This window comes from Sporosarcina soli, from assembly GCF_042655805.1.
GTDB lineage: Bacteria > Bacillota > Bacilli > Bacillales_A > Planococcaceae > Sporosarcina > Sporosarcina soli.
Window position 1 is genome coordinate 291,785 of sequence record NZ_JBHSNO010000015.1, and the last position, 13,943, is coordinate 305,727.

The 13,943-nt window shown below is 40.2% G+C and carries 13 protein-coding genes; 4 read left to right on the plus strand and 9 right to left on the minus strand.

The annotated features are described in order from the left end of the window. Positions 1 to 464: 464 nt before the first annotated feature. The 6 genes from ACFPRA_RS20405 to ACFPRA_RS20430 form a co-directional block, all read right to left on the minus strand. Positions 465 to 1,097, minus strand: a complete 633-nt coding sequence (locus tag ACFPRA_RS20405) for an alpha/beta hydrolase (RefSeq protein WP_381438791.1) — start codon at positions 1,095 to 1,097, stop codon at positions 465 to 467. A 140-nt stretch (positions 1,098 to 1,237) separates the two neighbouring features. After that, positions 1,238 to 1,438, minus strand: a complete 201-nt coding sequence (locus ACFPRA_RS20410; protein WP_381438793.1) for a topoisomerase DNA-binding C4 zinc finger domain-containing protein — start codon at positions 1,436 to 1,438, stop codon at positions 1,238 to 1,240. Positions 1,439 to 1,817: 379 nt separating this feature from the next. Further along, positions 1,818 to 3,044 (minus strand): Zn-dependent hydrolase, encoded by a 1,227-nt coding sequence (locus ACFPRA_RS20415; protein WP_381438795.1) that lies wholly within the window; start codon positions 3,042 to 3,044, stop codon positions 1,818 to 1,820. Positions 3,045 to 3,057: 13 nt separating this feature from the next. Next, a complete protein-coding gene (locus ACFPRA_RS20420; protein ID WP_381438798.1) occupies positions 3,058 to 4,545 on the minus strand; it encodes a sodium:solute symporter family protein in 1,488 nt (495 codons plus the stop codon). Further along, the gene (locus tag ACFPRA_RS20425; protein ID WP_381438801.1) at positions 4,542 to 4,745 is read right to left on the minus strand and encodes a DUF3311 domain-containing protein; all 204 of its coding nucleotides are present in this window, start codon (positions 4,743 to 4,745) and stop codon (positions 4,542 to 4,544) included. Before ACFPRA_RS20425 ends, ACFPRA_RS20420 begins: the two co-directional genes overlap by 4 nt. After that, positions 4,742 to 6,382 carry an amidohydrolase gene (locus ACFPRA_RS20430; RefSeq protein WP_381438802.1) on the minus strand — a complete coding sequence of 547 codons (1,641 nt, stop codon included), beginning with the start codon at positions 6,380 to 6,382 and terminating at the stop codon, positions 4,742 to 4,744. The genes ACFPRA_RS20425 and ACFPRA_RS20430 overlap by 4 nt, the downstream gene beginning before the upstream one ends. A gap of 647 nt (positions 6,383 to 7,029) precedes the next feature. On the opposite strand from ACFPRA_RS20430, the gene ACFPRA_RS20435 reads away from it, so the two are divergent. From ACFPRA_RS20435 to ACFPRA_RS20445, 3 genes are all read left to right on the plus strand, one after another. Next, a complete protein-coding gene (locus tag ACFPRA_RS20435) occupies positions 7,030 to 7,329 on the plus strand; it encodes a hypothetical protein (RefSeq protein WP_381438805.1) in 300 nt (99 codons plus the stop codon). A 1,200-nt stretch (positions 7,330 to 8,529) separates the two neighbouring features. Then, positions 8,530 to 9,204 carry an SH3 domain-containing protein gene (locus ACFPRA_RS20440; RefSeq protein ID WP_381438807.1) on the plus strand — a complete coding sequence of 225 codons (675 nt, stop codon included), beginning with the start codon at positions 8,530 to 8,532 and terminating at the stop codon, positions 9,202 to 9,204. Positions 9,205 to 9,607: 403 nt separating this feature from the next. Then, on the plus strand, positions 9,608 to 10,684 hold the full coding sequence (locus ACFPRA_RS20445) for an extracellular catalytic domain type 1 short-chain-length polyhydroxyalkanoate depolymerase (RefSeq protein WP_381438810.1): 1,077 nt from the start codon (positions 9,608 to 9,610) through the stop codon (positions 10,682 to 10,684). Between the two features lie 142 nt (positions 10,685 to 10,826). On the opposite strand, the gene ACFPRA_RS20450 is transcribed toward ACFPRA_RS20445, so the two are convergent. The 3 genes from ACFPRA_RS20450 to ACFPRA_RS20460 form a co-directional block, all read right to left on the minus strand. Next, on the minus strand, positions 10,827 to 11,189 hold the full coding sequence (locus tag ACFPRA_RS20450; RefSeq protein WP_381438812.1) for a YolD-like family protein: 363 nt from the start codon (positions 11,187 to 11,189) through the stop codon (positions 10,827 to 10,829). 62 nt (positions 11,190 to 11,251) lie between these two features. Then, a complete protein-coding gene (locus ACFPRA_RS20455; RefSeq protein WP_381438814.1) occupies positions 11,252 to 12,508 on the minus strand; it encodes a Y-family DNA polymerase in 1,257 nt (418 codons plus the stop codon). Then, the gene (locus ACFPRA_RS20460; RefSeq protein WP_381438817.1) at positions 12,508 to 12,729 is read right to left on the minus strand and encodes a transcriptional regulator; all 222 of its coding nucleotides are present in this window, start codon (positions 12,727 to 12,729) and stop codon (positions 12,508 to 12,510) included. Before ACFPRA_RS20460 ends, ACFPRA_RS20455 begins: the two co-directional genes overlap by 1 nt. A 446-nt stretch (positions 12,730 to 13,175) precedes the next feature. On the opposite strand from ACFPRA_RS20460, the gene ACFPRA_RS20465 reads away from it, so the two are divergent. After that, a complete protein-coding gene (locus ACFPRA_RS20465) occupies positions 13,176 to 13,901 on the plus strand; it encodes a VCBS repeat-containing protein (RefSeq protein WP_381438819.1) in 726 nt (241 codons plus the stop codon). Positions 13,902 to 13,943 lie beyond the last annotated feature (42 nt).

Genomic DNA, 13,943 nt, shown 5'->3' on the forward strand with positions numbered 1-13,943 from the left:
AGAACCTATCATCCTAAACGAGATAGGTTCTTTGTGTATGCGGTCGGTGCCGTCGCAATCCCTCTTTCCCATAAATGGTGACCACAATGGTGGAAGACCATTCCAGATAAGTGTCGCATCCCTGATAAAGTCAAATAAAGAATACACCAATGCCCACCTGAAACACTAGGTGGGCATTATTTGACGCTTACAAACAAAAAATAGCCAATATACTCATCCTTTTTAAAGACTAAATAAGTTTTGGCTAGGTTTTGCACATGATCATTCATGGCACTTTCTTTTATTAACAATTCAACGTCTGGTTTATCTGAACAACAAAAACTTTTTATTTGAGAGTTAGACTCGTAAGAAATTTGATTATCTTTAATTCTTATCTTTCTAACCTTTTCATTTCTCTTCTCATCTGTTCAAAAGAATATCTGTTGTTATGTATTGGCATAGGTGGAGATCGATCCACCAGAAACTTATGAATTCTGACGTAAAAACGCTATAAGGTCATGATGATTTTCTGGCGTGACACCGTGTCCATCTTTGTATGTCTTAAAGGTTACTTTCGCATCAAGCGATTCGAAGTACTCCTTACTTTCCCTCCCCCATTGCGGTGGAATAATATAATCATACTCTCCATGCGAAATGAAAATGTTCAAATGATTGACCGCCTGTTTCTTATAATCTAGCTTTACAAAATCTGGTATGTAGCCGCTTAACGCTACGACGCCACGGATCACGTTGCCCATCGTTAACGCTAATGACTGTGCCAGTACCGCTCCTTGACTAAAGCCCAGCACATAAATTTGCTCCTCATCAAGCTCAAATTCCGCAATCGCCTCGTGAATAAAGGATTGTATATACATGAGCACTTCATCGAACACCGTACGAATGGGCTTTCCTTCCTCTTCCATTGTAAAAAAAGCATAGCCCGGATCAAATACAATTGGACCCCGTAGACTAAAAATATGATGGCTGTCTTTGAAATCTTGCACAAGCTGCAACAAATCTTCTTCATGACTCCCCATTCCATGTAATAAAAAAATGGCTGGCTGCTTTCCGGCCGCCGCTTTAGGCGCTGTATGTACAAACGTAAATGGTGACTTCACTGAAAACACTCCCCTTCAAATCTACATACATTTATTTTATCATAAAATCAACATTCATCTTATTACTGATAATTTTCATGGTTAATTAGGCAATTGCTAATTTGTGAGGTGAACACAATTCCGAATTGGATTAGAACCTTTCAGCCATTAACCTTCACATTCTCCGTATACCGACAAGCAGGATAATGACTGCAACCATAAAACTTCCCATACCTACCTGTCTTCAAAGTCAATTTCCCATTACACTTCGGACAAGCTCTATGTAAAACTGAGTCATCCTGCCTAGACCTATTTTTTGTAGAGTTGGTCTGTGAACGTGTCGCTTGCTTGACAGCTTTCATCCTCGATTAAGGATAGGATTTGCTGTTGATCGTTAGGCATGACTCTTCACACTGGATTGTTAGCATTAAAGAAAGCTCATAGTAGCATAGTTTTTCTTTTCACCGACTTTCTAGACTACAGCCCCACCATAATAAAAAACTTCTACTGCAGTGCCTTGCCAAGACATTGAATTCGGAATTTCCGCTTGGCAAACAACCTCCTATAATAGCAGGCATTCGCCACCTATTTTCATGCCATAAACCAAAAGATAAACAGGTAGAGAAAACGCATCGTTTTCTCTACCTGTTTTATTTTAGGGACTTATTGGATAGCCCCTATGACAACACATTTATGACATTTCGGTATGTTGCATAAAAATTTAATAATAAGCCAATCAGCTTACGCTTTTACCGGCTCCTTACATAATTTCAAAACGGCATTTAATAGGACATTCGCTCCCTTGGCACAATCTTCATAGGGAGTCAGTTCATCTTCTCGATGGCTATAGCCATTCACGCTTGGAACAAAAATCATTGTTGTTGGAATATACGAAGCAATGAATTGGGCGTCATGTCCCGCCCCACTATACATACGGGCTCCTTTATATCCTAAAGCTTGACAAGCACTTTCAACAGCATTCACAATTTCTTCATTAAATTTCACTGTGTCCCGATCCCATAAGCGCTTTTTCTCTACAGTACACTTATTTGCTACAGATGGTAGTCCATTGACGATACGGGTAACACCTTCTATTACTGAAGCGTCTTGGTGTCTCGCTTCTAGCGTAAACGTTACTTTTGAAGGAATAACTGTATGAATGTTCGGATAAATGTTCATGCGACCAATCGTGTAAACCAAATTTCCATCTAGCTTTGCAAGTTCCTTTTGCATGTCAACAATTAGGTTTGCTGCAGTAAACATCGGATCTTTCCTCATGGAAATTGGTGTTGTGCCCGCATGATTAGATTCCCCACGAACAGATATCTCGTAACACACCATGCCAAGAACGCCTTCTACGACCCCAATATCTAGGTTGTTTTGTTCCAGAACTGGCCCTTGTTCAATATGCAATTCTAGAAAAGCACTTGCCTCTTGCAGACGGTTTGCTTCTGAGCCTTCAAAACCACTTTTCCTTAACGCATTTCCAAATGTGATACCGTCTTTATCGGTTGAAGCAAGCATTTTTTCTTTATCAAACTTTCCCGATAAAACACCAGATGACATAATGGAAGGTTCAAAGCGTGCTCCTTCTTCATTCGTAAAATTAACAACTGTCAATGGATAATCTAATTCTATGTTGTTCTCTTTAATTGTAGAAACAACCTCCAGCGCCGTTAAAACACCTAATACACCGTCAAAACGGCCCCCTTTCACGACAGAGTCTAAATGAGAACCCATAACGATAGGCGGCAAGTCGTTCTTCCCCCGCAAGGTCGCGTACATATTCCCCATATCATCATAAACGACATGCATCCCAAGCTCCTCGCAAAGTTCTTGCAATCTATTTCTAGCCGAAATATCTTCCTCTGAAAGCGATAGCCTTGTGACACCATAATTCTCTGTTTTTCCGTATTCGCTAAACTGTTCAATAAATTGTTGCAATCTTTTTTCATTACATGTTTGCATAAGAATTTCCTCCTTAATTATTAACAGCTTCTTTGGCTACACGAGCATTTTCCCTAACAATCGCTGCATTCGTTAAAAGACTTACCGATACACCAATTAAAATATTCACCACAATCGCTACAAACCCAATGTTAATGTCGTTAATCGAGCTTGGGATATTCGGAAAAATTGTGGCCAATTTAAACGATGTAACCGCGTTAAATAACACAATTGAAACACCCGTCAAGATACCGGCAATCGCACCGTATTTGTTCATATATTTCGTCTTAAAGAAACCGAACATCATAGCTGGCACTAATTGCGTAATAAGTCCATATGACATAATGTTTAACACGGCTAATGCATTTCCGCCTGTCACCGTGAAAAAATAAGCGATTAATATAATAAGTAATACGAAAAGCTTGGAAACTGTTAGTTGTTGGCGGTCACTTGAGCTTGGTTTAATCAATTGATAAAAACCAGTCATTAAACCAACTGCACCCGACATGACCATTACTGAAACAGGCACTAACGCTGTTAATAGACCTGCCGCCCCAACAATCCCTACAAACCATGGGTCAAACGTTTGCATCACAAGACGGAGCAAAGCGAGGTCTCCATCTGCACCTTGTAGACCTGGTACTTGAATAATCGCTGCAAACCCTATGAAAAAAGCAAAAAGTAATAAGATTGTATAGAGAGGTAAAGTGATCGCATTTTTTTTCAAAGCTCTTTCACTTTTAGCCGATAATACAATGCTAAAAGTTTGTGGCAATAAATAAAAACCAAAAGCATTTAATACAATTGTGGAAACGAACCATGGAGTACTAAATCCTTCATTTGCCAACGTTAAGGCTTCAGGTTTGACTGTCTGAACAGCTTCAAATAGCTGCGGAATTCCGCCAAAATAATGATAAGGAATATAAACACCTAAAAAGATAATGACGAATAAAATCAAAATATCTTTTAAGATGGCATTCCAGGCAGATCCATGAATGCCCGAAATCGTCACGTAGATTGCCACGATAACTGCCCCGATTGTCGAAGCAATGAGCGGTGAGATTGCCCCATAAGAAGCTTCAGCCACAATGATACCCAATCCTTTAAATTGGATAACAATATAAGGCACTAAAGCTATTAAACCAATGAAAGCAACGACAACACCTAGTGCTTTACTATTATAATTCTTCAAAAAGTATTGTGGCTGTGAGATAATGTCATTTTTCTTAGCAAATCGCCAAATTTTTGGGACCATCCAGTAAGACAACACATAAGCTAAACAGATATACGCCGGCACATAATAAGCCGCTGATCCATTCGAATAAGCCCACCCGCTGCCGCCTAAAAAAGTGAATGTCGTATACACTTCACCCGCTATCAATAAGAAAATAAACAATGTTCCAAATCCTTTATTCCCAACCGCAAATTCATCAACATTCATTTCTTTTCCACGGGTGGCACGAATTCCTATAAACAATGCAATCGCAGCAGTAAAGAAGATAATGATTAAGGCGCTAATCATTCAAACTCACTTCCTTCATTCGCAGGATCAAGTTTATAAACGATAAGCAAAATCACAGATGATAAAACCATCCAAATTGTAATCCAAAATAACAGAAAAGGTAATCCTAATACATATGGTTCTATTCGGTTAGCTACTGGTAAAAGTGCACCCATCCCTATGAAAGGAATAATCAATAACAACTGAGTATATTTTCTCATTTGCTTAGCTCCTTTACTTCCGATTGAGTGTATACTATTTTTCCATCTAACATTGTCGCCGCTGCTTTTATTTTCGGTAATTCTTCAATTGAGCAATTTAAAATTGAAGTATCAAGAATCGCCATGTCTGCCAACTTCCCAACTTCAATACTTCCTTTAATCTCTTCGTCAAAACTCGAATAAGCAGCATTGTAAGTATACATGCGAATCGCATCCATTAATGATATTTTTTGCTGTTCACCAAACACTGTTCCCTCTTTGGTGTTTCGCGTCACTGCCATGTATATACCAACAAATGGATTCACGGTTGTAATCGGTGCATCTGACCCAGCTGCAACAATAATATCTTTCGCTAGCAAATCATTTGCAGCGTACATATATTTTGTTCGTTCCCCATAATTATGGATATAGCTCTCTCCGAACTCATAAGGGAATGAAGGGTTCAGAATTGGAATCACCTTTAACATTTTCGCCTTTTCTTGTAAATCTGGTGGGCATACACCTAAATGTTCTACCCGATGGCGGTGATCAGCACGCGGATATTCACTTAACAAACGCTCCACTACAGATAAATATTGCTCAATCGCTTTATCTCCTTGAGCATGTACAGTTATTTGATAGCCACCTTGATGGGCTTTAGTGAAGATCGAATATAGCTCCTCTTCCGTGTACATTAAATAACCATAGTTCGTCTTATCGCTCGTGTAGGGCTCCCTCGTCGCAATTGTCGGTCCCGTGCTGCTTCCATCTGTAAATAGTTTTGCAGGACCAATTTTGAAAAATTCATTTCCCGTATTTGTAACAACGCCTGTAGTTAACATGTTTTTGGTGAAATGCTCGCAGTCATTCAATGTGCCGATCATGGCATAAATTCTCGTCTTAATATGTTTCTGTTGGGAGGCAATTTGCATAATTCTAAAGCTATCTTCATCAAATCCGCCTGCATCATGGACGCTCGTAATCCCATACATAAACAATTGCTCTTGTGCCTTTTCTAATGCTTCAAACATTTCCTCTTCGCTATAAGGGATACGTTGGCTAAAATTCAAGAAAGCGTTTTCAATTAATCGACCAGTTAACTTTCCTTTGTCGTCTTTTTCTATTGTTCCTCCAAGAGGATCGGGCGTTTCCTCATCTATACTAAGCAAATCTAACGTGGCTGAATTTACCATTCCTATATGACCACAAGTACGTGTAATAATAATTGGATGTTCTATAGTTAAGCTATCTAGTTCTTGAATAGTAGGATAACGTTTTTCCTTAACCTTTAATTCGTTAAACCCAAATACACGAATCACCTTGCCACTTTCGGTTTCCTTTACTATTTCGGATAACTTTTGAAGTAATTCATCTATCGAATGTATGAACGGTTCTTTACAATCTAAATTTATTAACGTATTTCCAAATAAATAAAGGTGCATATGTGCATCAATTAGACCAGGCAAAACAGACTTCCCTTCTAAGTCAAGGACCGTAGCGGAAGGCGCCATTTGTTGGACGATTTCATCAGACGTGCCAACTGCAATTATTTTATTCCCCTCTACCAAACACGCTTCAAAAACTTCATCTTGTCGGTTTACCGTAATCACTTCTCCATTAATTAAAGCTATTTGAGCCACGTACTCATCCCCCTTCATAAATACTTCCTGAAATTATTTTAATGATACATCCCTTTTAAATCACATAATATATACGAAGTGTCAAAATTTTCGCTCATATAAAGGACGGAATGTTGCGAAATTTGATAAAGATATAGCTTTGGTGCTGTCCCTTTCCCCAACATTGCCTAAGAACCAATCTAGTTTAACGTTTACAAGAGGTTAGGCTTTCTACTTCTATAACACAGGAAATAACCTTCTAATTCATTAGGTTGATTAGAAGGTCTCAAGGAATATTCACCTAAAATCTGCGTGTCTCCTATGTCGGAAAAGTATGCTTTTCCATTTTCTGCATTCATCATATTGATATGTCCAACCGTTCTGGAAATGGGCGGATAGTCGAGCCAATACTTTTCCGTCACTTGGTAGTCCGAAAGCAGCTGCGTCTACTCCGGTTCTATACAATACGGAAGATTAGGATAAAAGTGGTTATTATCACATGGAATACGTTGATCATTTGCAAACAGCGGAAATGCATCCTACAATGGGGATTGCGTCTAAATGACAACTGGTTCAACTAACGGCAAGATATCCTCTTTACCGCCTCGTCAATCGATCGTAATAAGGATTGGAAGGAATCCTTCTGGTACATCCGAAGCATGGATTCAACCAAGGAGTCCAGATTCTTGGATACTGTTTGCCTTCTTCAAAAGCCTGCTCCTTCACATCAATCCCTTGCGCCTTCAACACTTGTAAAAGCCAGACTCGGTTCCTATGATGTAAAGGGCCAACCTCCACCTTCAATTTCAACTGGCCGTTCGCTTGTTCAAACCAGGCAATCACTCCTTATTCATCCACCATTTCTTACGCAAGTCGTTCTCATCAAAATGCTCATCCTACGTCTGCTCGATGAAGTTCGGCAAACGGAAATGGGGCTTATACAAATGTTCCGGCCACTCCAAAAACCAAATAAAGGCCTCCCGTAAGAAGCTATTACCCACCCTCACAATGAAGTCGATTGTTTCTTTATATTGACTGTATAGAGACTAAACTAAAAAAGGACCACCTAATGCTGTAACATTAGGCAGTCTGTAATAGCAGGTTCCCTTCAAGGGGATCAGCTTGGGTATTAAAATAATCCATCCTTGAGCAGCTACTCAAGGATGGATTATTTTTTATTGTGGAACGACAGTATTGAAGTCCGTAGGATGCGGGTCATGCAGTCGTTGCGACAGGACGTCGCGTTCTTAGACTGCCTGCCTTAATACTCCAAATGTTACCATTAGCATTAGCGCATCAGCTACTGACATGCGACCACCTCCGGGCCTACAGGACGTAGGTCATGCAATCGTTGCCGCAGGACGCGGCGAACTTAGATTGCCTTCTTACGAGAAATGGCCGCCCACCCTTGAGTCACCTATTCTATAACTCGTTTATTGCACCATACATACGTTCCCAACTCTATAAAAGATCATGGGCTATACTAGGGCTTTATCTTTAATGAAAAGACCACATCCCGTCTTTTCGATCTTTCAACTCCTTAAGCACAAACGCTCGATACTCGACCAGCTCCGGAAACTGATAAAAGAAGTTCACTTTGCTTTCTGCTACCGTCTGGGGGCTGTCATTGTACGGTGTTAACATAAAGTAAGTAAAAGACTCCACAATATCCTCGAAAAGGATTAACCATAGCATATGTTGTTACAAATGAATCCTAATTTTTTCATGGTAAGCAATTCTCTCTTCCGAAGTCCTATTACCAGCAGATAACCACTTCCCATAATAATCCTTCGAAAAAGCTTGATAATACAGATTCATATAACTGTCAGCGTTATAACAATCTAGAAGGGAGCCAATTCATCAAAGCGATTGGCCCCTTCATATTTTTATTTGCTAAGTAGTTTTGCACGCAACTAGCAGTCATTATTCGATAATAGTTCCGAATTTATTTCATAGTTATGGGGTACAGAAATATAAACTAGTTCATTCATTTCCTGAACGACGATCTTGATCCCAGTCTCCCCTATAACATGTTCTATTTTGACAACTTGGTTCATAACCTCGTCTAGTAGTAACTATAGTAAGGAGTGGTTCAAATTAGAAAAATACTCTTAGCAATGTTGGTGTTGATCCTTGGTTGTTCCTATGCCTTTCCTCAGCATACAACCGCAGGAGCGACAACCGAAATGTATGTAAATGCGAAAAATGATATCTTCCTGCGTGTAGAACCAAAACAAAATGCGGAAAAAATCGGCACAATTCAAAACCACTCGAAAATAACTGTATTGTCTTCCTCAAACGGATGGTCCTATGTACAAGCCGGCAAAAATAAGGGATATGTATATACGTCCGCTTTGTCTAAGAAAAACCCAAAAACCGCTTTAACGACTGTTACTGGTGGCCTGACACCTAAAGAAGGGTTAATTCTCACGTATGAACCATCGTTCTTAGAAAAGAAGAAAGAGACGTTCTATGTAGAAAAAGAGGATGAATACACGTACTTATATAATAAAAAAAGCCCCCTTTACCCGCATTTATCGAACTTTACCTACATCGAAGACGGAAAAAGACTACTGATGGGGGTATCGAGTTCCGACTTCATCTTCGTCAACGTATCCTATCCATTGGAACAAGGGGCTTACACACTAGATTCGTCTATGATGTTCGAGGAACAAAAGGTTTTAATTGAAAGCACGTCGAAAACAATAACCGTGAAAGCCGGTACATTTAAGAACGTCATCATTCTTCGCTATCCGGACCGCTCCAGAGAATACTTCGCAAAAGGAATCGGAATCATAAAAAGTACAGATAAAAACGGCAAGATTTTCACGGAATTGGTATCTGTGAAAGAAGGTAAATAAGTACCCTTAATGAGGTGCCAGGATACTCGCACAACTTTGAATTGTGCGGATGCCTGGCACCTTTTCAAGTTGTTCCATCCGCCAACCAAGACACCCCATTCCATCCGTACCATGTCAATCAACCAGAACTTATCCCCATTCTTCATGACATCGACAGACCAGTTGCGACAGATGCTGCTACAAAACAGAATCCAACTCTATTTCATCGAGTTTCAAAAGCATGTCCGTAACACCATGTTTAACTCTACTCAAAATGATAAAGTTATGTCTCTTATAAATTTCCCCTCTTCCTTTTACTCTCTAAGTCACTTATTTTTGTTAGACTAGTAAAACAAGTACAAATGTTGTGATAATCGTCGAGATAAAATAGGAAAATAGAGTATAAAAACGGAGGTTGAGTGATTTGGGGGAATTTCTCAATTTTATTTATCGCGATTTTAAATACAAGCTATATGTTCCTAGTGAATATAATTCAGATAAAGAGTTTCCGTTGTTGGTGATGCTTCATGGATGTAAACAAAATGCGGATGATTTTGCTGCAGGCACAAACATGAACACACTTGCTGAAAAGGAAAAATTCCTCGTCCTCTATCCTGATATGAACCATCCGCTAAATCCTTTAGATTTGACCGGATATAACCCCATTGGCTGCTGGAACTGGTTTTTAGATGACAACCAACACCGCGGCAAGGGGCATCCCAAGCTAATTTATGGGATGATTAATGAGGTCAAAAGTAATTACAAGATTGACTCAAATAAAGTATACGCTGTGGGCTTATCAGCAGGCGGAGCATTAGCCTGTATTCTGGCTGCTACGTATCCTGATGTCTTTAACAGTATTGGAATTTGTTCGGGACTAGCCTATGACGCTGCCAATGTATATTTACTAACCGATCCGCTGGCTATGGCAGCTGAGAAAAGTATGGAGAAGGGCGTGCCTGACCCGTACGCATGCGGAAACCGTGCATTTCAAGAGATGGGAGAGTATAAGAAAAAAATAAGGGTGATTGTTTTCCATGGGATCTGTGATACAAGGGTCCACCCCATTAACGGCCAGCAGGTTATCACTCAATGGGCTCAAACCAATTTTCTCGTTGAAGGCGGTACTGGCCTTGCTGATGTTACCCCTGCCCTACTCAAATCAGATATTATAAATGGAAAAAGCTATACCCAGCATGTATATAATGATGGGGGCAGCGAACCGTTAATGGAACTTTGGATGATCGATAGAATGGGGCATACTTGGTCTGGTGGAAGCCCGAATGGTTCTTACACTGACCCCTCGGGGCCAAATGCAACAGAAATTATATGGCGTTTTTTCAATAAACTTCAACAACAGCCGGAAGAAAAACGGGTTGAGACTTCGGCCAAAAACTCAATTTCGGTACCAGTTGTTCTACCAGCCAATCCGCAGAACGAATCACCAAAGAAGAACTTTTTTAGCACCCTACTTTCAAAACTTATAAAAAGAAAAAAATAAAAAGGTAAAGAACCGACCCTATGAAACAAAGTTGGCGGGGGTTCCTTCGTAGTCCGGCTACTAAGTTTGTTGGTGCTAACATAGCCATTTTGAATACCGTTTCATATGTTTTGGAGGAGGTATAATCCCCCTCCACTATTGCTCATTCTACACATTGCACACTAATTATTTCTGTTACTGGTATACGAACTGTTCCCATCTGATCCTGCAAAATAATACACATCAATCTTACATCAATCTGTTCAATTGAGCCTTGGTGCTGGATAATGACTCCTGCTTTCCAAGTTTTAATGCGTGTTTCACATTTCCTTCGATAAGCGACATCTAGCTCCTCTTGGATTAATTGTAAATCGAATTCACTCAGTTTCGGACGCTTCACCAGTTCGTCTTCGTTTTGCCATGTGCGCAACTCTTTAATATGTTCCGGGAGCATCATTGCAGTCCATTTAATACGTCCCCGATCCTTGACTTCTCCAACAGATTTCATATGTCTATTCGGTGCCATTCAATCATCCACCTTTTCCATTCATGATGACGGGAATCCGTAGCAATTAACGAGTTGAGGACTCATGATTTGTGACCTCCGACTAATTTCGAACGCTGCATCGCAGTGCCATCTTCCGTAAGTGAAGAAGCCCGTAGTATTGCTGATGAACCGTAACGGCTACGAATTTCATCCATGGCGCTGCCCAGCTTTCTTTTTCGCCACTTATTTTCCTCAAACAGACTGAGTTGCATGGATGTTTCATCTTCCAAATTCGTAATTGAAATGAAAATTTTTCGAACGGGACGTTGATCATGAAACTTATCGAAAAGCGCAACGCAAACATCATAAATTTTCATCGTATCGTTTGTAGCTTCTTCTATTGACAGTGAGCGGCTGAATCCGCCGCCTAAAGAATGCTTGCTATAACCGATACTTAAATGAATGGTGCGTCCCGCTTTTCTTGCATGTCTAGCTCTACTGGCGACATCCTCACAGATTTCCAACATGACAACAAGAACCGACTTTCGTGTGACATAGTCACGGAATAAGGTTTGACCTTTTCCGAAACTTACTTGCCCCTCCAGCAAAGGGGCGCCTAATTCAGAAAGATCAATACCCCAAGCGTGATGGTAAAGTTGGTTCCCCATGATACCGAATTTCTTTTCAAGTTTCTCGAGTGATGTATGTGCAAGATCGCCTACTGAGAAGATCCCCATATTATTTAATGTCTTTTCCGTCCGTCCGCCTACTCCCCACATTTCGCTTAATGGCTGAATCGGCCATAGCTTTCTTGGAATATCCTCATATGTCCATCTTGCGAAGCCCGTTTTCTTGGCTTCCAAATCAAGCGCCAGTTTCGCCATTAACATATTAGGTCCCATGCCAACCGTCGATGGTAAATTCAGCGTCTCAACAATTTCTCGTTGGATCATTTTAATGGTTTGCTTCGGATCCCCCCATAACTTTTCAGTTCCAGTTAAATCAATAAAGCTCTCGTCAACACTGTACACATGGATCGCTTCAGCGGGAACGTATTTGTGTAGAATCCGGGTAATCGCCATCGACATTTCAAGAAAATAGCCCATTTTCGGCTCGAAAAGCTGAATATCGGGATGATCCGGAACCTCGTACAAACGCGTACCCGTCTTTACCCGAAACCTTTTCTTCATCGCAGGGGATGCAGCAAGGACAACGGCCCCCTTTTGTTCAAGATTCCCTACAATGGCAATGGGTACGGTTTTGACATCCAAATTGTGCAAAGAAGCTATACAGCTGGCATAGAAGCTCATCATATCTATGCACGCAATCTGTCGGTTTGGAAATTTACTGTAGTCCATCATATAACCATCCGTTCGCTTGGAATGACGGGAACGAGTGCCAGTACGTTGTCGATTGTAAAGGTACGGTTGGATTTCCTTAAATAGCAATAGACCCTGAATGAAACCTCACCTACTTGAAGCACTTCGATTCTTCGCTTGCTGATTGTCCCGTCTTTTGAAATGTACATCATCTCTAAAACGTAATGCCGATTCATCGACTTCATCAACTCCACACGCACATCCGTTCCCTCCTCTTTTTATCAGTATATGGAATGCACGTTCGGTTTACAACGACAAATAAGCACTTAACAGAAGTTACCAGAAGTGGATTCTTTGTTAAGTGCTGAATTTTGGATAATATGTAATCCTTTAGGAAAGAATCACGGCTGTTTCTATTTTGGATTAGGTGCCTGTGCGAGGTGTATTTATGACAATTCATCCAATTGAATAAAAATGTAAAAGGAAGCAAACCCATATTAATAGGACTGACTTCAGCTATTTAGTTATACGATTGCAGTGAGTTTACTGAATCATTTGTTGCACAGGCATCTGTTTATCAAATCGATACAGATCCCGGTGGCTCATTCTGTCCGCAATACTCAATCAATCGAACACAACCAGTAACAATCACTCCAATACCCCATAGGATAAGATGTAAGTTAGTCTTTATGAAAAGGGGCATATCATGAATAACTCTAACTTTTCGTCTCCTATGGGGCGTCCTACAATTGTTGCGCTTGTGAGTGGAGATGTAACGGGGGATAGAATCATTGATCACATCTATTTGACTGGCACAAAAACGGCGGATAGTCCATTCATTCAAAATATTACTCTTCACGTTAGGGACGGCCGAACTGGTGCTGTGACAAGTATTCCGCTTCATAATAATGTAGGTTATAATCCGACCCTGTTCTTGGGCGATTTCACAGGTAACGGTGTAGATGAGATCCTAATCGGTATTGATACAGGTGGCAGTGGTGGAATTATCAACTATTACATTGTTTCCTTTTTCGGTAATCAAGAAAAAATCCTTTTTGATTCTGATGTTTATAATAATCATTTCCGATATGACGTCACTTATCAGGATAATTATAAGGTTGAAGTTGTTAGCAGACCCAATAACGAGAGATATATTATTGATCTATCGACGAGGGATGCAAGTTATTTAAATGAAATATATGATCGGAATGGCAAGCTGATAAGCCCAATAACTGGTTTTGTGGATCCATTAAGCGGTTTATATCCGGTGGATTTTGATTCGAATGGGGTCTACGAGCTTTTAGCGTATCAAAAAATTTCCGGAAGATATCATGCGGATGGCTTAGGTTATATAATGAATACATTGGGTTGGAAAAATAATGGATTTGTATTGCAGGAACAGTACTTAGGCATATTTGGCGCACAGATGTAGTGCATATCAAACAAATGACAAAATCCCTTCAGGCTTTTTACA